Here is a 21,081-nt window from a genome sequence, read left to right on the forward strand (position 1 = left end):
CGACCGTGAGCGACGGACGACGATGAGTACCCGACTGATCCACCGCCCGGCCCGGACCACCCGGCCCCCGGCCGCCTCCGAGGCGCGCGTCATCGAAGCCCCGCCCAACCTCCCCGAGGGGAAGGCGGGCAACATCGCGATGTCGCTGCTGCCCGTCGCCGGTGTCATGTCGTCCGTGGTGATGATGACGGTCGTGCGCAACAGCCAGTTCGCCGGGCTCGGGGCGATCATCCTCGTCGTCACCGTCATCGGCTCCGTCGCGCTCGTCTTCTCGCAGCGCGGCAAGGCCCAGCGCACCCGGCGCACCCAGCGGGAGGCGTATCTGGCCTACCTGGAGGATTTGCGCGAGGAGTTGGCTGCCGAGGAGCGCGCGCGGCGCGAACGGTCCGACATCCTCAACCCGCCCCAGGCCGCCCTCTATGACATCGTGCGCGATCCGGCTCGCCTGTGGGAGCGCCGTCGCGTCGACGGCGACTTTCTGCGCGTGCGGGTCGGCACCGGCGAGATGCCCGTGCGCGACTTGCACATCGCTCAGCAGGGTTCCTCGGTCCTCACCCCGCCCGACCGTTTCATGCTCAATGAGGCGTCGGCGCTGATGGCCCGCTTCCGCACCGGCACCGAACTCCCGCTCACCGTCCCGCTCGACCGTGTCGGCAATGTCAGCGTCATCGGCCCCCGCGAGGACTGCCTCCGCGTCGCGCGCGCCCTGCTCGTCCAGACCGCCGCCCTGCACGCCCCCGACGACGTGGCGATGGCGCTCACCGCGCCCGGCGACCGCCTCGCCGACTGGGAGTGGGCCAAGTGGTTGCCGCATCTGCTCGACACCGAGCAGTTCGACGGGCCCGTCGCCGCTCGCCGCATCGCCCCCTCAGCGCCCCAGCTCGCCCGGCTGCTCGGCCCCGAACTGCGCCGACGGGCCTCCTACGCGGCCGAGGTGCGGCGCGGCCTGTCCGACAAGGAAGCGCTGTCCATGACGTCCCGGCTGCTGGTCGTCGCCGACGGGCATGGTGAGGACGCCGTGGACCTGCCGCCGGCGGGCTGGACAACTCCACGAGCGGCGCTCGCCACACCAACGAAACAAGCAGCACGGGCAACGGTGGCCACGGCGTCAGCGACGGCCCGTCCATCCCGCACCAGGGCGACGGCCCCTCCGCCCACCACGAGCCTTCCGCCGGCCGGCGCGGCGGCGGCCCCGGTGCCGGCGGGCACGATGGTCCGTCGACCGGCGGGCACGGCGATGGCTCCTCCAGCGGTCACGGCGACGGGCACAGCACAGGCGGACACCACGGCCCATCAACCGACAACCCTGGGAGCGAACCTGACGCGCCTACACACGACGGAGCAAGCGGTGGTGACCACGACGGCCGGGGTACCGAAGGTAGCTCTGGGGACGGGCCGGACGGCGGCAGCCACGCCCCCTCCGACTGGTCCGACCGAGTCGGCGAGCCCGGCGAGCCCGGCGAGCCCGGCGAGCCCGGCGAGCCCGGCGAGCGTGCGAACGAGCCGATTCCGGCGTTGACGACGGAGGAAAGAGCGGCGCACTGGGGCCACCTCGATGAAGTCGAAAATCGGGCTCCAGAGGAATTCGATCACCTGAAGCATGATCCTGATCACAAGAATCAGATCGACGACAAATCGATGGATGAGGCTCGAGTCGGCCTCGATCTACGGGAGAGTGGCCTCCTCCCGGCGGATATCCGTCGCCGGAGCTGGCCGACAAGGGTGAATTCTATTCCGAATCCACCGGCGAGTACTATGACATCAAGGGCGTCCACTCCGACTATCCCCCCTTCAACAACGTGCGTGACAAGTCTCAGCCGTTCAAGGGTGCGTACGACCCGGCCAATAACGAGGCTTGGGTCAACAAACAGCTGGCTAAGCAGATCGAAAAACGTGGACGTATAGTTATTATCGACGTTCGGAACACAAATCAAGCGGCAATCGACAGCATCAAGGATGTCGTCGAAAGCCGTGGTTGGGGAGATCGTGTCATCTGGTACCCGTAAGAACTGGAAGCCGACTGCGCTCCCGGCCGATCCGGAAGCCACGCGGCAACTACAGGAATGGCTCGCCTCGGAGGAATATAACCTCAATGGCATGGAGCGCGACTTCCGGGGCGCCGACCTCTCGGGTGGGGACTTCTCGAACGCGTGGTTCACCGATGCGGTTCTCGTGGGCGTGCGACTTGTCGGCGCGTCCTTCTACCGGGCCGACCTTCAGTCGGCGGATCTGACCGGGGCGGATCTGACCGGAGCGGATCTCGTCAAGGCGAACCTGGACGAGGCCGTGCTCCGAACGGCGCGGCTCAACGGGACGGACATGGTCGGGGCTTCGCTGTACGGTGCCGATGCGTCGGGAGCGAGCTTCCGCACAACGAGGTTCCTCGGTGCTTCGCTGATCGACACCGACATGAGGGGGGCGGACCTGACGGATGCCGTCCTTGACGAGAACATCTTCGAGATCAAGGCCGACGACTCCACGGTGATGCGTGGCTTGACAGGCACCGTATTCGGGCCGGTCACCGTCTTCAGTGGCGAATCGTCCCGAGAAGTGGCCGGCACCGAACTCGAGGCATGGATCGCTGAGCGGGGTGGGCAGGTACGGGTACTTCCTCCGTACCGCACACCGCAGTAGGGCCACGCCCCGGAGTTCACGACAGGGCAATGCAGGAGATCCACGGAGCGCTCGCCACAGTCCTCCGCACTCGGCACTACACCCAGGGCAAGTTCGGTGAGCCCCATTTCGGGGGGGCTCACCGGGCTGAAACAGGAAGTTCGATGGCCATGCTGATGCGCTCAAGCCAGGAGGCAAGGCAGAGACCACCACGGTGCGCGAGAGCCCGACGAACTCATCCAGTGGGGACCACGCGCCCGGCGGCGTCGGCGACGCCGGCGGTCCTGGTGAAACAATGCCTGTCGGGCCGCAAGGCAATCGGGCCGACGGATCATGGGCGGGCGAGAACGGCCTACATCTAGACCAGGAAGCGAACGCCGCCGCGGACGACTTCATGCGCAGGTCCGCTGAGGCGGAGCCGCGCATCACTGAGGCGATGCAGGACATCGCTGGCAAGGCCGACGACGGGAAGTTGATCGGCCTGGAGTACCGCCTCAAGGGGGAGGACTCCCTCAAGCGCAAGCTCGCCACTGACATGCTTGAAGACATCGGCATGGACCACGGCCGAGCGCTCGGCGATATCAAGGACTCCATCCGCTACACGATGGAGGTCCCGAGCAACCGTTACACCCACGGAGTGCAGCAGGCGATCAACGACCTGCAGGCCAGGGGGTTCGAGAACGTCACGTTCAAGAACACCTGGGACTCCGTCGGCTACAAGGGAATTAACTCAACCTGGCGCGACCCGGTCAGTGGCCAGGTCTTCGAGCTGCAATTCCACACAGCCGATAGCTTTGTGGCCAAGATGGACGGCCACGTCCTGTACGAGAAGGAGCGCCTGCCCGGAGTCTCCCGCGACGAGATTGCCGCGATCAAGGTCGAGCAGGCCGAACTGTTCGGCAAGGTGCCGGTACCGCATGATGCGGGTGCCATCAGGATCGGTGCACACGGCGCGGACGATGTGGCAGCCGCACTCGGCAAAGACCTCGACTCGACGGCTCACGACCTCGGGGCGGTGGGCGACGATGTCGGGGGCTTGGGCAAAGACGCGGCAGACATCAGTGGACTGCGTGACGATGCGCTGGACTCTGCGGGCAATGCGGAGAATCCGTACGCCCACGGACCCAACGGCGGCTGGGGAGGAGCCGGTTGGGTCGAAAAGCCCTCGGATTATGCGGCTGGTGTGTACGAATCGCTCCGGGCCACACCCAATCACGTTGACGTCCCCGTGATGGCCCGTAACACCGGTATCGATGAGGCCGTCATCCGGCAGGTGAAGACCCATATGATCAAGGAACAACACGACGTGGTCACCCGGCCCGGGGAGTCTAAGCGTGGTCTCTTCACGCCTCGCGATGACCTGGCTGAACTGTGGGACGGTGCCCGCAAGGGAACCCTGGACGCGGACCAGATCGTGGAATTCAGGCACCTGATGACACACGAGTACGTGGAGAGCCGGCTGATGAAGGGGGGTCTGCCCTACGTGTACGACGAGACGGGCCTGTGGAGGTGGGGCGACGAGGGTGAATTCGAAGGCAGGAGGTCGCCGAAGAGCCTGTCTGCAGCAGGTGCACACGACCTGGCGCCCAACCCTGCACGGGGTGGTTTCGGGAGGCAGTGGCAGAAGCTTGGCCTCAGGCACCCCAAGACGGATCTGGCCGCTGATTTGTCCAATATCGATGACTTCGTGAAGGATATTGTTAAGGAACTGCGAGCCAAGGGGGTGGACCTGAAGTGACCGAGAATTCTTCACGCAGGGTGTTGGAGCGACTGCGTGCCATTGACTGGGCCGACGATTTCGCGGCATCCGATCACGCCAATTCGCGTGCTTTGCTCATGCGCGAATACCTCCGACGAGCCGCTCTGTGGGCGCGTGCTTGTGGGGCAGAGCAGTCCTGGCCTTTCTTGGACGTCGCGGAGCACGTCGATGCGGAGTTCCAGACACCCCCCGATGTCGCCGCCGAAGTGGAAGAAGTCCTGGCCGGGCTCGCCCCGACTTCGCTGAAGCGGACCTGCCGAGCCGCTATCCGGTGGGCGGCGCTGCGTGACGTCCGAGACGATCTGCCTGCCGATCTGCCGGACCCCTATGAACCGCTCCTCCTCATGTACGAACGGGGCGGTGGGTACTTCCTGGAGGAGTATCTCGACCTCAACGGCGTGATGATCCGGCTCGGCAACGTGGAGAGCAACGCTTCCGCCACGTCTTTCGTCACGCTCGCCCCAGCGACACTCGACGCGCTCGATGCCGAAGGCCAGATCACCTACTACGCGAAGGTCAGCGAGGGCTACCCCCGGCACAAACCGCGCGGAATCGTCCGGCGTCGAATCGACGAAGGCCAGACGTATGACGAAGCCTTCACCCGGCGCCTCCGCTGGGAGCCGACCGAGTACCTCAATCTGTACGATCTCGGCCACAACGAAGTGGACCATGTCAAGATCACAGAGATCGAGGCTGCGGCGTTCATCGAATCGGTGACGGCGAAGATCCTTGGCTCCCCTTCGGCCACACCGTGACCGTCACGCTCTTGCCTGCTCGCCATTGCCTGCCTCGCCTATGACGGGAGGAGCCCGATCGAGGACGAGTCGGAGTACCTGCCCAAGCACCTCCCGCAGCACGGTTGGCTCGGCGAGTTCCCCACGTGAGGCACCTGGCACCGTGGTCGAGTCCGACTACCTGCCCAGCGAGCTCCTCAACCGCGCCTGACGGGGCGATTTCCCGACCTGAGGTACAGATGATCACAAGCGTTCCCCGCCATCCCTTTCCCACAGGGAACGCGGAAGACGGCCTCGCTGTGCTCCAGGAGAACGCGCAGGAACTGATCGACGGTCTGGAAGCGGGCACCGCCAATCTGGGCGATGCCCTGGGCACCACGGTCACCCTGGCCGAGGCACACTGCCTGATGGACCCGCGGGCCGCGATCTTCCCCACGTGGGACGCCTGGGTGAACGCAATGCAGGTAGGCTCCGCCCTGTTCGCCGCCGCAACCACGACCGAAGAGCACGTGCAGTGCCGCATCGCGCACAAGGACCGCACGCTCCGGGCCACCGGCGCGCAGTGGGACGTACACCCGGGAACCTGGCCCAGTGCCTTCTACCTGGCTGTGGTGTGCAGGGAGAAGGACAGGATCACAGCCCTGTGCCGTGTACCCCTGTCCCTGCTACGGGAGAACGGCTCACGCTTCGGGGAGTACGACTACGCCTGGACCGATACCCTCCAGACCTATTGGCTCGGCGGCCAGGACCTCGTCCCGAAGCTGGTGACCGCGGTCGACGCCACCGACCCGGAAGCCGTCGACGGCCCTGAGACGGTGGGCAAGCTGCTGTACCCCCCGATGGAGATGTTCCACCGCTTCATCCGCAAGGACCGGGACGGCTTCAACCGGGCGCTGGCCAACGCCCTCCAGTGGCACAAGGAGTACTGGAGCGAGGAGGAGCAGCCTTCCAGATCTCGGGCCTCGTCGCCCTCGCCCCCCTCGCCATGGCCTGCATCGCCCACGACGCGGGCATCCCCATCGAGGTCGAGTCCGAGTACCTGCCCGCCGTCCTCATCAAATGCAACTGGTGCGGCGAGTTCCCCACGTGAGACACCTGGAACAGATGGCAGCGGTGGTTCCCGTCATGGAGGGGTCGCTGTCCTATTCGTTGGAGGAGATCGAGACCTCGCACAACTCCAGGTCGGAAGCGGTCATGGAGTCGCTGAACGTCGCCCTCGTCCGCTGTGTCGGGGACCCCACTGCCGGCATGTTGGAGACCTGGGAGTCCTGGCTGCTGGCCATGCAGGTGCATTCGGCCGTCTTCGCCGCCGCCGATCCCGACCAGGAGGCGGTCACCTGCAAGATCCGCCAGGAGGAGCGCCACCTCGCCACCACCGGGCCGCAGCTACCTCAACGCGGACACCTGGCTCGACGCCTTCTACCTCGCGGTCATCTGCCGTGAAGCAGCCCGCCTCGACATGCTGGCCCGGATCCCGGTGTCCCTTCTGCGCAATTTCGGCGGCGCCCTGGACGAGTACACCTACGCCTGGGTGGAGACCCTCCAGAGCTTCTGGCTCCACCGAGACGACCTGCGCACACACCTGGTGCGCGCCGTGGACCTGAGTGCTCCCGAGCACGCCCGCGCCGTCGACGCGGAGACAATGATCAAGCTCAAGTACCCGCCGATCATGATGCTCTACCGCTACCTGCGCAACGACGCCGCTGGCTTCAACGACGCCCTGGCCGACGCCATCCGCTGGCACAAGGAGTACTGGACCGCCGACGAGGACCGCACCGAAAACATCCTCGGGATCGGGGCCCTCGCTCCGCTGGCCATCGCCAGCCTCGCGAAGGCCAACGGCATCGCCGTCGAGGTCGAGTCCGACTACCTCCCCGAAGCCCTCCTCGACTTCGCCTGGCGCGGCGAGTTCGACGCGTAACACCGCACCCCAGTAAGGCGCACACATGACCATCGTCATCTCACGCCACGCATTCCGTATGGACAACGTGGCTGTGATCATGACGCCGGTCGTCGCGGCCGCACAGGAAGCCGTCGAGGGGATGGAGACCTCCGAGGACGACCGCTACGATGCGCTGCCGTTCGCGCACTCGGCGAGGCGGGTGGGACTCGAACCTGTCCCGGTGACGCGTCTCACCTGCGGCTTCGCCGAACAAGCCGACATTTCCATCCCATTCAATCCTGCTGCGCCGCACTCGATCCTGCTGGATCCGGTGCAGTTAGGTGATCGCCACACCACTTCCCCTGCCAGACGGCGCCCCGGGCGAGGCGTGCCTCCAGCCCATGGCCCACCGAGCCAGGCGTGAAAATGGATGACCACGCGGTCTGAACGGTCGCCCCGGAGCGGGTCACGTTCTGTGGTCATTGGAACGGAGAGCCTTGGCCCAGCTGCGGTCCGAGAAAAGCACCAGTCTGGCCTGCGCTTTGAACTTCCGCGCAGGCTGCGCATGAGTTTGAGTGCCGTGGCGAGCGCCTTCACCACCGTGCGAGACCGTCTAGAGGGGTGGGTCGATCGGCGGCGCGATCGTACGACGCATTCTCGCCCTGTTCGCCCTCGGGCACCGCCGACGGCGCCTTCTATGGGCCCGTTACTGCGCTAGGCGGAACAGCTCCCAGACGACACCTCACCTCCGTCAACCCGGCTACAGAGGGCCTACTGTCGGCGGGCGGCCAAGCCGGATCGGGCATCGCGCCCCGCCATGGCGCCGGCTCAAACCCGGCAAGATCCGTCGTGACGGATCGAGAGAGCGTCCAGTATTAGCCTGGGGATGCCGACATCACATGTGCCAGGAGTGCGACGCTGGAGCGGTGCCTCAAGGCCGCAAAGGCTCTGTGGACCACTACCGCCCCGCTGGACCTGCAAACCAACCAAAGGGCATTATGTCCGAATCGCTGAAAGTAAGTAAAAACAGCTCACCGTCTTCCTGAAACCGCAGCTCACGGCCTGTGGTCCCCGCGCATGCGGGGTTGGTCCCGCATTCCAGGGCTCATACGCGGTCTGCAACGTGTGGTCCCCGCGCATGCGGGGTTGGTCCCTTCGCCATCCACTTGGCGGCCTCGTTGTCGGCGTGGTCCCCGCGCATGCGGGGTTGGTCCCGCGCGGATGGTCTCGGCGGGCGGGGTGGTGTCGTGGTCCCCGCGCATGCGGGGTTGGTCCCTAAAGATCCGCTGCGCCGAACTTGGCTTGGACGTGGTCCCCGCGCATGCGGGTTGGTCCCGTCATCCGCTCACGCGCCGGCGGCGGCCCGGCGTGGTCCCCGCGCATGCGGGGTTGGTCCCATCACCATCACCCACGTCAGCTCAGGACGAGCGTGGTCCCCGCGCATGCGGGGTTGGTCCCCTGTCGTCGCTGCTGTCACTGGTGTCGGCGGGGTGGTCCCCGCGCATGCGGGGTTGGTCCCAGCTTGTAGGCGGCGAGGCGGCGTTCGTCCTCGTGGTCCCCGCGCATGCGGGGTTGGTCCCCTGGCGTCGCCCACCAAGCAGATGTCCGAGGGGTGGTCCCCGCGCATGCGGGGTTGGTCCCTGCTCGCCGCGCGGAAGCTGGTCACCGGCGCGGTGGTCCCCGCGCATGCGGGGTTGGTCCCAAGGCGGTGCCGTTCGCCTGGACGGACCGCAGGTGGTCCCCGCGCATGCGGGGTTGGTCCCCGCCGCGAAGCGCTACCGGATCGGTGACCGCGGTGGTCCCCGCGCATGCGGGGTTGGTCCCTGACCCCGAACGGCCGGGCGGCGGATGGCACCGTGGTCCCCGCGCATGCGGGGTTGGTCCCGCCCTTCCGGACACCGACGACGCGTACTGCGCGTGGTCCCCGCGCATGCGGGGTTGGTCCGCGACCTTCCGGGCGATGATGGCGAAACCCCCGGTGGTCCCCGCGCATGCGGGGTTGGTCCCAGCGGACGGCTTGGAGAGCTTGGCAGCGTAACGTGGTCCCCGCGCATGCGGGGTTGGTCCCGGGCCTGAACGCCCCTTGCTGCCTCATCACGTGGTGGTCCCCGCGCATGCGGGGTTGGTCCCGGCCACGACACCCGCCCCGGGGGGTACGGCCTGTGGTCCCCGCGCATGCGGGGTTGGTCCCAGCTCAGGGAGCTGGTGCAGGTGAGGCTTCATGTGGTCCCCGCGCATGCGGGGTTGGTCCCTGGCGCTACGCCGCAGCCGGACTCCTCGTCTCGTGGTCCCCGCGCATGCGGGGTTGGTCCCCCCACGACGAAACGCTGGAACACCTCCCCCAGGTGGTCCCCGCGCATGCGGGGTTGGTCCCTGGAGTGCGGGGTTCTCCGGGTCCAGCGCGGTGTGGTCCCCCCGCATGCGGGGTTGGTCCCTGGTACTCCTTGCCACGCCACCTGGAGCGGTTGTGGTCCCCGCGCATGCGGGATTGGTCCCGACGAGATGCCAGGATCGCGTCCGAGGGCGCAGTGGTCCCCGCGCATGCGGGGTTGGTCCCGGTGACCGCCGGGAGGGTGATGGGGGCGTCGTGTGGTCCCCGCGCATGCGGGGTTGGTCCCAGGGCATCTCCACCCACAGCCAGCGCGGCATCGTGGTCCCCGCGCATGCGGGGTTGGTCCCAGGGCATCTCCACCCACAGCCAGCGCGGCATCGTGGTCCCCGCGCATGCGGGGTTGGTCCCGGGGGAGGTCGTGCAGGTCGTCATCTGTGGCGGTGGTCCCCGCGCATGCGGGGTTGGCCCCTTCGCGCCGTGGTCCAGGACGGGCGGTGGTCCCCTCGCATGCGGGGTTGGTCCCCGCACGGCTTCCGACCTCATCCGGCGGACCAATGAAGGGTCTGTCCGTCGTCAGCAAGGTGGGCAGCGCCGTCGACCCGATGACCTACGTCATAAAGGGCGCAGGCGCGGGCCTGTCAAAGGTCGGCGACGTGTTGACCCACCTCAAGGGCCTCGACCACGTCGAGACCCCGAAGATCTCCGAGGGCGCCTACAGCCTGCCCGAAGGCGCCGCCAAGATGCCGGACGGCACGATCCAGCTGCCCAAGGGTGCCGCCATCCCAGAAGGGGCGACCAAACTCCCGGACGGCAGCATCAAGCTCCCCAAGGGCACGGTCACCCTCCCACCGCACACGGTGAAGGACCCCTTCACGGGGAACTACACGGACGCCGCCGGCCACCTCTACAGCAAGGACGACGGCAGCCTCCTCCAGGACGCCAAGGACGCTCCCAAGGGCAAGCCCGCCCAACCCACCACGGGCGCGGACAACCCACGGACCGAGACCCCGACCCACCAGGAACAGCGGGTCCCGGCCGGCGTCGGCGGACGGGGCTACGACTCCACCCGCGTCGGCTCGGAAGTCACCGACCCGGCCCGCGCCGCGGACGACCTCCCGGCCGGCCGTCCCGACACAACTCCGGGCGGCACCGAGGGCCACGTCCCCGGCGGCCACGCGGGCAACCACACGCCTACGAACAACCTGGACAACGAGGCAGGCGGAGCAAGCCGCAGTGGCGACACCACCCCCACGACCGGCGGTGGCCACACAGGCACCCCGTCCACGGGCGGTGGCGACACCACGCCGATCGGAGGCCACGGCTCCGAGGGCCCGACGGTCCCGCACCAGGGTGAGCACGGGGCCGGTTTGAGGCCTGCCGGGCACGACCCGCAGATACCTGAGGGATCGGGCAGGACACCCGACCACAACACCTCTGGCGCCGTTTCCAGCCCGGAAGAAGCTCTCTCTCCCACCACGCACGTGGGCGAGGACGGAACTGTTCCACCTCCAGGGCACGGTCAGAAGCTCTTGGAGCAGATCGACGTCGACGCGCCTCGTGTGACCAAGACGGACGGCGTCATCACCCACGTCGACAGGCGGCCGGTCGCCGAATACCTAGATGAGCTGGCCCAGAAACGCGGAGCCGAGTACCGAGATGCCCGGGATTCAGGTGCCTTCCCCAGGAAGCAGACCGGGGCTTGTGTGGGATCCGTGATGGACCTCCAGACGGGCACAATCATCGAAGGCATCAACGGCAAGGCGGATGTCGTTATCAAGCTGGACGACCTGCATCCCACCCTGTGGGAGAGGCTGGAAACGATTGGGGCCCTCGCCGCACAAGGACGACCCACTGGGCCATGCCGAGGTTAAGGCGGCCAACGAGCTGCTCTGGATGCGTACGCGGCAGGGGCTGCCGGACGACGCCTCTGTTCTCGCCGAGATGCGTGCTTCGGTCGACTTCCCATACCTCAACAACACCTCGACGGGTCTTCCTGGCAGGCGAGCTCCATTCTGCGCGAACTGCAACCATATGCCGCAAGGACTGCCCACCAGCCACGGGAGGTTCACCGGCTTCCCCCCGAATGACGCGAACTGGATCCCCTGATGACTTCTGTACTGCGAATCGACGTTGGTGATCCGGACGTCGAAATGGATCATGTTCAGCGTTTGCTCTATCGGGGCGAGCCTTTCAGCGGAGAAGTAGCCGAGTACCAGAGCGGACACCTGATCAGCCTGGACGAGTACACCGACGGAATCCTGAACGGACAGTCCCATGAGTGGTACCAGGACGGGACGCTCCGTTCCGAGGGGATTGTCCGGGACGGCCGTGCTGTGGGCGAATTCAAGGAGTGGCACCCCAACGGGTCCTTGAAGTCCCGAAAGTTCTTCGACAGCGCCATCGCATCACTCCGCGAGGAGGAGACGTGGGACGAGCACGGCGTCCCGCTGTCCTCGTGGCGCCGCGACGACGGCTGAACGGAACACACTGGGGCGTCGACCGGAGCCCTACATCGATCGCGGCTCTCTTCAAAGAGCCGCGATCGAAGGGAATCGAGCTGAAGTGACCAACCGGACGTCATCCCCCATGCTGAATCGTCTTCGCCGCGGCGGAATGGCTGGGGGACTGGGACTACGCGTTCGGCCGTGTCAAGTCATGTCATGTCACGCTGCATTCTGCTGCGTGACATGTGCGCCGAGCGGCCGTACAGGCCCCTGGGACTGCATCCTTCAAGCTGGGACGGGTAGGGCCTGTAGGCGCTCGTGGAAACTCCAGAACCACCGGTTACCGATCTGTGCGGACCAGGCGGATCGGCGAACTCCTTGAGACAATGAAGGTGCCTGCCCGCGGGCAGGTCGTCGCCCTGGCGACTGCATTGCAGGAGTCGGGGCTGCGGAACTTGAACTACGGCGACCGGGATTCTCTCGGTCTGTTCCAGCAGCGTCCCAGCAAGGGCTGGGGCACCGCGGCACAGGTCCGGGATCCGGTTCACGCCTCGACGAAGTTCTATGACCGGTTGCGGAATCTCGGGCTGGCAGTCGATGACCATCGCCCAGGCGGTCCAGGCGAGCGAGCTCCCGGACGCCTACGCCAAGTGGGAACCGCTAGCCACCACCCTTCTGGGGACTGGTCACGTACGACAGCTGCCAGGGTCACCCCTACGCCGGCCTTGACCTGGCGCCCGCCGAACGCAAGATGGGGGTCCTCCCACGCGACTCGGCCGAGTGCGCCCAAATCTCTCCAGGTGCCCGCCTGTGACACCACGTGATCATTACGCTCCTTTCTTGCAATCCCCGTCCGCCACATCACTACCGCCCAACCCTGCGGCCGCATCGACGCTGCAGAGCGCTTCGATAGCACGCATCGGCGCGCCATCATCAACGACGCAACTCAGAGCCCTCCCCCAAGTTGCCGCGTATCCGATCATCAACCTGAGCCCACATTTGGCGCGGCCGGAATTCCGAGCTACAAGAGCACGCTCTGGCGGGAAGGCCCTCGATGACGCTCGGACGGATTGGCGCGGGATTTGGCGGCAGTAGAGACAAAGGCATTGGGGCTCCCGGTAAGCGATGGCTCGTACGGTACCGGGAGCCCGGTGGGCGTAGCGCTCGGCAGCATGAGAATCGTTCGACCGCAAAAAGACGCGGTAGATTTCGCCACCAAGATGGAGAGCGACGAGCGGGAGGTCAGCTACGTCGATCCTTCTGCCAGCAAGGTGTCGGTGCAGCGCTAGCGGCCGACTGGCTCGCTCTGAAGCCCATGGTGGCGGGCACGGAGGGGCCCTACGAGCGCATCATGCGTCTTCACGTCCTCCCGCAGCTGGGGATGAATACCATCTCCCAGGTCACTGCGGCCGACGTGGCGGAGCTGTACGCGCTCTGGCGGCGGCAGGGCGCGATGCCCAACACGATAGATTCCCGCCGCATTGCTCTGGCAGGGATGTTCTCTCACGCGGTTCACCACAAGAGGAGAGGATGCTTCCCAGCTTCGGCGACGAAAGGCTGCGCATTCAGAATTCAGGCCGGAGGCATGATCTACCCCGACCTTTTCCGTAAGTCCTGGGACCGGGCACGGAAACGCGTCCGGCTTCCCGACTACAGCCCGCACGACCTCCGGCGCACGTGGGCCACCGTGAGCCTGAGCAACGGTGTACCCATCCATGGGGTGTCGCGATGGATGGGCCACAGCTCTATCAAGATCACGGGGGACCGGTACGGCCACCTCACGCTCGACGGCAGTGACCGCTGCCGTCAGGTCATCGAGGCCACCTTCGGGGTGCACCTGCTCAGCGGATTCCCAGCTCCGCGAGTACCCGGTGCTGAGTTGGTGCCGGCTCAGTCGGGAAGTAGAGGTAACAGACCCCTCCCGAACCGCTCTTGACCTGGCCGTTTGCGTCGTGGCGCTTGGTGCGCAGCCAGATGTTTTCGAACTGTCGGCGCTGGTAGATGTGCCGGACCGCGGCGTCGTCCGGCGAGGCCGGGTCGTTGGCGATGACGTCGCCGTCCTTGGTGAAGCCGACGATGGTCATCAGGTGGCCGGCGGTGCCGTAGCCCGCGCCGTCGAGTTCGGTCTTCAGGAAGGACTGGGACGTGATGACCGGGATGCCTGCGTGAATGAGGCGTTCGGCGTCCGTGAGGGAGGAGAGGCGGGTGACGAGGCCCTGCAGGTCCCGGTAGGTGGCGGCGTAGGCGGCGTTGAAGGGCCAGTTGCCGCAGCCTTCGTACTGGTAGTCGAAGGCGTAGCGGGCTGCGTGGCAGACCTGGGGGTCGGCGTAGTCGGGGTTGACCCAGGACAGCTGCTGCCGGGTGGGCTTGCGGCCCCAGTATTCGACGATCATCTGGGAGGAGGTGGGACTGCACCAGGCCTCGCCCCCGTTGTCGTACTCCGGGTACTGGCCCTTGTGGATCTCCTGCGAGTAGCGCGGGACGATCAGCTCGCGGCCGACGAGGCCGGGCCTGGACGCCGGCACCTCGAAGCGGTCGGGAAGGTCCGAGCCCATGGCGCCCAGCCGCCAGACGGTGGGGGTGACGCTGCCACCGGGCGTGCGGTAGAGGGTGACGCGGAGCTCGTAGGAGGTCAGGCGGAGGCCGCTCGCCGGGGTGTCGATGGCGAAGGTGTCGGTCGAGATGCTGCTCTTGCCGTCCTTCTGATCGTCGACGGAGGTGCGCCGGATGTCGGCGTCGCTGTCGCCGGAGGTCCAGCGGCCCATGACGTACCACGGGGTGCGGCCGCCGTCGGTGTAGGTGCCGCGCAGCTCGACGGCGATCCATGTGCCGGGCGGGGTGTGCGCGTTCCAGGAGGCGACGACCTCGGTGGCCGGGACCCCGAGACGGTGGACCGGCGACGTCCAGGTGGCGTACTCCCAGGTGGCGGACCTGCCGGTGTGGGGATCCCGGTAGTCGAAGGTGCCGGCCGGGTGCGCCAGGCGGATGCCGGGCCGGGCGCCGTGCGCGACGGCGGTGCCCTTGCCGCGGCCCTTGGTCCAGTCGGCTGAGGTGGTCCAGGCGTGATAGTCCACGGGGCTCTTCGGTCGGCGGGCGGCGGCGTCCGGGGCCAGGGCCGGGGCGGGCGCCGGGGCGGCGGCACCCGCTGCGGGTCTGCGCGAGGCGTCGGCGGCCTGCGCCGAGGGGGTGGCGACACCGGCCGCGGCGGCGAGCGCGGCGGCCAGGACGGTGCGCCGGGGCGCGGAGCTGGTCATGGTGGAGGTCCCCCAGTCGGATGCGTACGAGTGGGTGCGGGAGGTCGGGCCGGGCCGCGGGCGGGCACGGGCGGATCAGCAGTGGCTCAACTATTCCCGTTCCCGGCCCGCTCCGGAAGGCGCTGCGACGCGCGTCGCCCGATGAATATTGGTGTGGACCACTGGCGTGCGGAGGGGCCGGAGCCCGCGCGTACGCTGGCGCAATGGACCGTGATCTGGCTTCGCTCGCCGCTCGGCTGCGCGCCGTGCCGCCATCCTGCGGGCCGGTGCGGCTGATCGCGGTGGACGGGCACGCGGGGTCGGGCAAGAGTACGTTCGCCGGACGGCTGGCCGATGCGCTGGGTGGTGCGCCGGTGGTGCACACCGACGATCTCGCCACCCACGAAGAGCTGTTCGCCTGGGGTGAGCGGTTCGGTGCCCAGATCCTGGGGCCGCTGTCCCGGGGCGAGACGGCGCGCTACGGCGTCTACGACTGGGTGCGCGGGGAGTTCGCCGAGGAGTGTGAGCTGGCACCCGCGCCCCTGGTGCTGGTCGAAGGCGTGGGCGCGGGCCGGCGGGCGCTGCGCCCGTATCTGGCGTCCCTGGTGTGGATGGAACTGGCGCGCGAGCACTCCTGGGAAAGGGGGCGGCTCCGGGACGGACCCGGGCTCTCCGCGTTCTGGAGTGGCTGGATTCCGGCGGAGCGCGCGCACTTCGCAGCGGACCCTTCGCGTCCGTATGCCGACTTCCTGGTGCACCAGAAGCAGATGGGGTACGAGGTGCTCATGGGGCCGCCCACGACGCCCTGACCGGCCCCATATCTCACGCTCTGTAGTGGACGGCGGTCAACGGGCCGAGCGACGCCGACAGGGTCCCGCCGACTGCCCCAACTCGGCTTGACCTGGGGGGCGTACAGGACTTACGTTCTCAATGTGCGGTTCTACGGACCGCCCGCAGGTGCGAAGCCCCCGGTTGTTCCCCCGTGATCGGGGGCTTCGTTCTGTGCGAAACCACCTCTTATCGCCGCTCGGCGCTGCCTCTCCCTCACCCTGGGTCACCGCACTCTTCGCGCCGCCGCGCCGCGCACCATCGTCCGCTCTTACCCCGTACCGCCCTCTACGACCTGCACCGATCCCGCAGGTACCATGCGAGTCTGTGCCACCGCAGGCCAGGACCGATGTGCGCGGGCGAAGGTCAACTCCCGCTCTCCGTACGCCGGTTCGTCCGGCTGCGGCCGGGCACGCGCCCGGCGGTACTGGGGGACGTTTTGTGTGGGGGGACGGGATGAATGTCGGCACTCAGGGTTCGCCCGCCCCGGCCGAGCTCGCCTGGCTGCGCGCGGTCGACGCGTACACCGTGGGCGCCTATCCGCAGGCGGAGGAGGAGTTCCGGGCAGCGGTACGACTCGATCCGTCGATGGCCGACGCCTGGCTGGGCCTGCACGCCCTGCGCGCCGACACCTCCATCGCGCTGCTGCGGATGCACCGGCACCGTGATCGCTTCGGTGAGATGCGCGCCCGCCACCGACGCACCCTCAACTCCTGGTACTGGCTGGGGTGGTGGGTGCAGCCGGTGCTGGAGACCGGCCGCGACCTGCTGCTCGCCCACGCCTCCCACTGGCTCGACGGCCGGCATGTCGCCGAGCTGGACCAGGCACTGGCCGGCTGCCCGCCGGTCGACACCGACCCCCAGGTGCGCTTTCTGCACGCCTGCCGCGCCTATCTCGTCAAGGACTGGGACCAGCTCGTACGGCACACCGAGCCGCTGGTCGGCGATCCGGTGCTGGGCATCGAGGCGGGGCTGTTCGGCGGGATGGCGCGGGTGCGGCTGGAGATGTACGGACAGGCCGAGCCACTGCTGTCGGCCGCGTTGATGCGCTGCCGCAGCGAGCAGCCGCAGCGCAAGGAGCTGCGCTACTGGCTCGCCCGCGCCCATGAGGGCACCGGCCGCAGCGCCGCGGCGCTGCCCCTCTACCGCGCGGTGCACCGCGTCGACCCGGCGTTCATGGACACCGCGGCGCGGCTCGCCGCCATTGCGGAGGGGGACGGCCTGGACGAGGGCGCCGACCTCGCGGCGGTCTCCGCGGCCGGCCTCGGCCAGGAGGTCGGCGGCGATCCGGCCCCGCTCGATCCGGTCGACGGCCGTGAGCTGCTGATGACCGGCGAGGCGGACGGGGCGGACGGGGAGGTGGGCGGCGTACCGGCCGGGAGCGATGCCGCGGCCCGGGTCAAGGCGGCGGCGCCGGTGCCGCGCGGCGCCGAGCGGCTGCCCGCGGGGCCGGCCGATCCGGTGCTGCTGGAGAAGGCCCTGGCGGAGCTGGAGCGGATGGTCGGCATGGAGCCGGTCAAGCGGCAGGTGCGCGCACTGTCGGCCCAGCTGCGTATGGCCCGGCTGCGTGCGAGCCAGGGGCTGCCGGTGCAGCCGCCGAAACGACACTTCGTCTTCTCCGGCCCCTCCGGCACCGGCAAGACGACCGTGGCGCGGATACTCGGGCGGGTCTTCTACGCCCTGGGACTGCTGGGCGGCGACCATCTCGTGGAGGCCCAACGGTCCGATCTCGTGGGCGAGTTCCTCGGCCAGACCGCCGTCAAGGCCAATGAGCTGATCGACTCGGCGCTGGGCGGGGTGCTGTTCGTCGACGAGGCGTACAGCCTGTCCAACTCCGGCTACAGCAAGGGCGATGCCTACGGCGACGAGGCGCTGCAGGTGCTGCTCAAGCGCGCCGAGGACAACCGTGACCGGCTCGTGGTCATCCTGGCCGGCTACCCGGAGGGCATGGACCGGCTGCTGGCCGCCAACCCCGGCCTGTCCTCCCGGTTCACCAGCCGCGTGGACTTCCCCAGTTACCGGCCGCTGGAGCTGACCGCGATCGGCGAGGTGCTGGCCGCCGAGAACGGCGACCGCTGGGACGAGGAGTCCCGCGACGAACTGTGCAGCATCAGCGGCCATGTCGTCGACCAGGGCTGGATCGACGAACTGGGCAACGGCCGTTTTCTGCGCACCCTCTACGAGAAGAGCTGCGCCTACCGCGACCTGCGGCTCTCCACCTGGCGCGGCACCCCCACCCGCGACGACCTCGCCACCCTCCGGCTCCCCGACCTGATGCAGGCCTACGGCGAAGTCCTCTCCGGCCGCGGCCCGGACATCCAGGGGCCGCCGCCGAAGGGGCTGGATCTCTAGGGGGGTGTCCCTCTGGAGACAGGGGGTGTCCCCTGGGGGACGTCCTGGGACTCGGCCGGGCAATCAGGTGACCGCCCGAGGTGCAGAGGACCAGCCCCCGGGGCCTCCATACCGGCCTCCATGCGGGCTTCCATGTCCTCCGGGGAAGCGGCTTCCCCGAGGATCCGCGGTGCGGGCCCCGGGACCAAGCCCGGACTTCCGCCCCGGCCCCCGGCCACGGCCCGTCCCGCGCAGAGGGGGAAGGCACCGCTCGGGGCCCTCCCCCGCCCGGCTCAGCGCGCCATGGCCCGGCCCTCGGCCGCCGGCAGCGGTGCCTCCTCACGAGGCTCGCTGACCCGGTCGCCCGCGGCCCGGTCGCCCGCGGCACGGTGGGCACGGGCGGCGGGGGCCCGGTGGTGGGCCGGGTCGCGGACCTCGCCGACCAGCATCTCCAGGACGTCCTCCAGCGCGACCAGGCCGAGCACCCGGCCGGTCGCATCGGCGACCGCCGCCAGGTGGGAGGCGGCCCGGCGCATCGCCGTGAGGGCGTCGTCCAGGGGCAGCTCGGCGCGTAGCGTGGTCATCGGATGCCAGATGCGCTGGGGCACCGCGCGGTCGCGTTCCTCCAGGTCCAGGACGTCCTTGACGTGCAGGTAGCCCATGTACGCGCCGCCGGGCGCACACACCGGGAAGCGGGAGTAGCCGGTGCGTACGGTCAGCTCCTCCACCTGGCGGGGCGTCACGGTCGGTTCGACGGTGACCAGTGCCGCCCGGTCGAGGAGGACGTCCGTGACGGGCCGGCTGCCCAGTTCCAGCACGTCGGAGAGCTGTTCCTGCTCGGCCGGGTCGAGCAGGCCCGCCTGGCCCGAGTCCTCGACGAGATGGGTCAGCTGCTCACTGGTGAAGACCGCCTCCACCTCGTCCTTCGGCTCCACGCGGAAGAGCCGCAGCACCCCGTGGGCGCAGGCACCGAGCAGCGCGGTGACCGGGCGGCACAGCCGCGCAAAGGCGACCAGGCCCGGGCTGAACCACAGGGCGGTCTTCTCGGGTGCCGCCATCGCCAGGTTCTTGGGGACCATCTCGCCGATGACGAGGTGGAGGAAGACCACCAGGGCCAGGGCGATGACATAGCCCAGCGGGTGGACCAGCGCCGCGGGGAGACGGACGGCCGCGAAGACCGGCTCCAGGAGGTGGGCGACGGTGGGCTCGGCGACCGCGCCGAGCGTCAGGGAGCAGACGGTGATGCCGAACTGGGCGGCGGCCATCATCTGCGGGAGGTTCTCCAGGCCGTGCAGCACCTGCCGGGCCCGGGAGGAGCCTTCGGTCGCCAGCGGTTCGATCTGGCTGCGGCGTACCGATACCAGGGCGAACTCGGCGCCGACGAAGAAGCCGTTGGCGAGGACGAGCAGGACCGCGAAGAGCAGCTGGACCAGTGTCATCGGGCCACCTCCGCGACCGCCACGACGGGCTCACGAGGTGCCTCGGGTGCGGCCGGCAGCGTGACCGTGGCGGTCCGTACGATCCTTATCCGCTCGGCGCGGTGGTGCGACACCAGCCGTACCCGCAGCCGCCAGCCGTCGAGTTCCGCGATGTCGCCGGGGGCCGGGATCCGGCCGAGTATGTGTGCCACCAGTCCTGCCACCGTCTCGTACGGCCCTTCCGGGGCCTCCAGGCCGATCCGCCGCAGGGTGTCCACCCGGCAGCCGCCGTCGGCGTCCCAGGCGGGGCGGCCCTCTTCCGGCGGGGCCTGGCCCAGTTCGGGCAGATCCACGCCGTCGTGCTCGTCGCGGACCTCGCCGACGAGCTCCTCGATGATGTCCTCCAGGGTGACCACACCGGCCGTACCGCCGTACTCGTCGACCACCACCGCTATCGGCGCTTCGCTGCGCAGCCGCTCCAGCAGCGGCTGCACCGGCAGGGTCTCGGGCACCAGCAGCGGCGGGACCGCGATCCGGCTCGCCGGGATGCGCAGCCGTTCGTGCGCCGGGACGGCCAGCGCGTCCTTGAGGTGCACCATGCCGACGACCTCGTCGATACGGGTGTGGTAGACGGGGAAACGGGAGAGTCCGGTGGCACGGGTCAGGTTCACCACGTCCTCAGCTGTCGCGGACGCCTGCAGGGCGCTCACCCGTACCCGCGGCGTCATGACGTTCTCCGCGGTCAGCTCGCCCAGCGAGAGGGTGCGGACGAACAGGTCCGCGGTGTCCTGCTCCAGGGCGCCCGCGCGGGCGGAGTGGCGGGCGAGCGAGACCAGTTCGCCGGGCGTACGGGCGGAGGCCAGCTCATCGGTCGGCTCCACGCCCAGGGCGCGCACCAGGCGGTTGGCGACGGTGTTCAGCAGAGTGATCACCGGGCGGAAGAAGCGGGAGAAGGCGCGCTGGGGACCGGCGACCACACGGGCGACGGGCAGCGGCTTGGAGACCGCCCAGTTCTTCGGCACCAGCTCGCCGACGACCATCTGGACCGCGGAGGCCAGCAGCATGCCGATGACGACGGCCGTGCCGGACACCGCGCCCGCGGGCAGGCCGGTGGCGGCCAGCGGGCCGGACAGCAGCTCGGCCAGCGCGGGCTCGGCGAGCATACCGACCACCAAGGAAGTGATCGTGATGCCCAGTTGGGTACCGGACAGTTGGAAGGAGAGTTCCCGCAGGGCGGAGACGACGGTGTGGGCGCGGCGGTCGCCGTCGGCCACGGCCCGTTCGGCGTCCGCCTTCTCGACGGTGACGAGTCCGAACTCGGCAGCGACGAAGAAACCGTTGGCCAGGATCAGGACGAGAGCCGCGGCGAGCAGCAGCAAAGGGTCGGTCATGCCGCCGCCTCCGTGGTATGCGGGGGTCGGGGAGGGGCGGCGCAGGTACTACAGGACGATCCGTCCATTGCCGGAGGGAGTCACTCCTCGGATCGGGGTTGGCCCCCTGAGGGGCA

Annotated in this window: 15 protein-coding genes, 3 pseudogenes and 1 CRISPR repeat array; of the genes and pseudogenes, 15 read left to right on the forward strand and 3 right to left on the reverse strand. The window is 68.7% G+C overall.

The genetic code is table 11. The features are described from left to right. Positions 1-22 precede the first annotated feature (22 nt). The 13 genes and pseudogenes from ACF088_RS23295 to ACF088_RS23355 all read left to right on the forward strand — a co-directional run. Positions 23-1,030 (forward strand): annotated as a pseudogene (locus ACF088_RS23295) (type VII secretion protein EccC); the annotation flags it as partial. Between the two features lie 926 nt (positions 1,031-1,956). Further along, a complete protein-coding gene (locus tag ACF088_RS23300; RefSeq protein ID WP_392377697.1) occupies positions 1,957-2,634 on the forward strand; it encodes a pentapeptide repeat-containing protein in 678 nt (225 codons plus the stop codon). A gap of 193 nt (positions 2,635-2,827) precedes the next feature. Continuing rightward, positions 2,828-4,351, forward strand: coding sequence for a hypothetical protein (locus ACF088_RS23305; RefSeq protein WP_392377698.1), 1,524 nt, complete (start codon positions 2,828-2,830; stop codon positions 4,349-4,351). Further along, the gene (locus ACF088_RS23310; protein ID WP_392377699.1) at positions 4,348-5,127 is read left to right on the forward strand and encodes a hypothetical protein; all 780 of its coding nucleotides are present in this window, start codon (positions 4,348-4,350) and stop codon (positions 5,125-5,127) included. Before ACF088_RS23305 ends, ACF088_RS23310 begins: the two co-directional genes overlap by 4 nt. A 437-nt stretch (positions 5,128-5,564) precedes the next feature. Beyond that, a pseudogene (locus ACF088_RS23315) lies at positions 5,565-5,990 on the forward strand (immunity 49 family protein); the annotation flags it as partial. Positions 5,991-6,016: 26 nt separating this feature from the next. Beyond that, positions 6,017-6,196, forward strand: a complete 180-nt coding sequence (locus ACF088_RS23320; RefSeq protein ID WP_392377700.1) for an Imm49 family immunity protein — start codon at positions 6,017-6,019, stop codon at positions 6,194-6,196. 135 nt (positions 6,197-6,331) lie between these two features. After that, positions 6,332-7,027, forward strand: a complete 696-nt coding sequence (locus ACF088_RS23325; RefSeq protein ID WP_392377701.1) for an immunity 49 family protein — start codon at positions 6,332-6,334, stop codon at positions 7,025-7,027. Between the two features lie 25 nt (positions 7,028-7,052). Next, a complete protein-coding gene (locus ACF088_RS23330; protein ID WP_392377702.1) occupies positions 7,053-7,412 on the forward strand; it encodes a hypothetical protein in 360 nt (119 codons plus the stop codon). 640 nt (positions 7,413-8,052) lie between these two features. Further along, positions 8,053-9,843: a CRISPR direct-repeat array (repeat unit 29 nt; unit sequence GTGGTCCCCGCGCATGCGGGGTTGGTCCC). A 31-nt stretch (positions 9,844-9,874) separates the two neighbouring features. Beyond that, complete coding sequence (locus ACF088_RS23335; protein ID WP_392377703.1) at positions 9,875-11,191, forward strand: hypothetical protein; 1,317 nt, start codon at positions 9,875-9,877, stop codon at positions 11,189-11,191. A 234-nt stretch (positions 11,192-11,425) separates the two neighbouring features. Beyond that, positions 11,426-11,797, forward strand: a complete 372-nt coding sequence (locus ACF088_RS23340; RefSeq protein WP_392377704.1) for a toxin-antitoxin system YwqK family antitoxin — start codon at positions 11,426-11,428, stop codon at positions 11,795-11,797. Between the two features lie 353 nt (positions 11,798-12,150). Beyond that, positions 12,151-12,439, forward strand: a pseudogene (locus ACF088_RS23345) (hypothetical protein); the annotation flags it as partial. Between the two features lie 476 nt (positions 12,440-12,915). Next, positions 12,916-13,053: a hypothetical protein gene (locus ACF088_RS23350; protein WP_392377705.1), complete on the forward strand. Its 138-nt coding sequence runs from the start codon at positions 12,916-12,918 to the stop codon at positions 13,051-13,053. Positions 13,054-13,349: 296 nt separating this feature from the next. After that, positions 13,350-13,700, forward strand: a complete 351-nt coding sequence (locus tag ACF088_RS23355; protein WP_392377787.1) for a tyrosine-type recombinase/integrase — start codon at positions 13,350-13,352, stop codon at positions 13,698-13,700. On the opposite strand, the gene ACF088_RS23360 is transcribed toward ACF088_RS23355, so the two are convergent. Further along, a complete protein-coding gene (locus tag ACF088_RS23360; RefSeq protein ID WP_392377706.1) occupies positions 13,606-15,018 on the reverse strand; it encodes a peptidase C39 family protein in 1,413 nt (470 codons plus the stop codon). The genes ACF088_RS23355 and ACF088_RS23360 overlap by 95 nt on opposite strands. A 203-nt stretch (positions 15,019-15,221) precedes the next feature. On the opposite strand from ACF088_RS23360, the gene ACF088_RS23365 reads away from it, so the two are divergent. Both ACF088_RS23365 and ACF088_RS23370 read left to right on the forward strand, forming a co-directional pair. After that, positions 15,222-15,806, forward strand: coding sequence for a uridine kinase (locus ACF088_RS23365; protein ID WP_392377707.1), 585 nt, complete (start codon positions 15,222-15,224; stop codon positions 15,804-15,806). Positions 15,807-16,281: 475 nt separating this feature from the next. Continuing rightward, positions 16,282-18,177 (forward strand): AAA family ATPase, encoded by a 1,896-nt coding sequence (locus ACF088_RS23370; RefSeq protein ID WP_392377708.1) that lies wholly within the window; start codon positions 16,282-16,284, stop codon positions 18,175-18,177. A gap of 272 nt (positions 18,178-18,449) precedes the next feature. Here ACF088_RS23370 and ACF088_RS23375 read toward each other — a convergent pair whose 3' ends face one another. Together ACF088_RS23375 and ACF088_RS23380 are read right to left on the reverse strand one after the other, a co-directional pair. Continuing rightward, complete coding sequence (locus tag ACF088_RS23375) at positions 18,450-19,595, reverse strand: hemolysin family protein (RefSeq protein ID WP_392377709.1); 1,146 nt, start codon at positions 19,593-19,595, stop codon at positions 18,450-18,452. Beyond that, a complete protein-coding gene (locus ACF088_RS23380; protein WP_392377710.1) occupies positions 19,592-20,965 on the reverse strand; it encodes a hemolysin family protein in 1,374 nt (457 codons plus the stop codon). Before ACF088_RS23380 ends, ACF088_RS23375 begins: the two co-directional genes overlap by 4 nt. Positions 20,966-21,081: the final 116 nt, after the last annotated feature.

The organism is Streptomyces sp. NPDC015125 (genome assembly GCF_043080045.1).
Taxonomy (GTDB): Bacteria; Actinomycetota; Actinomycetes; order Streptomycetales; family Streptomycetaceae; genus Streptomyces.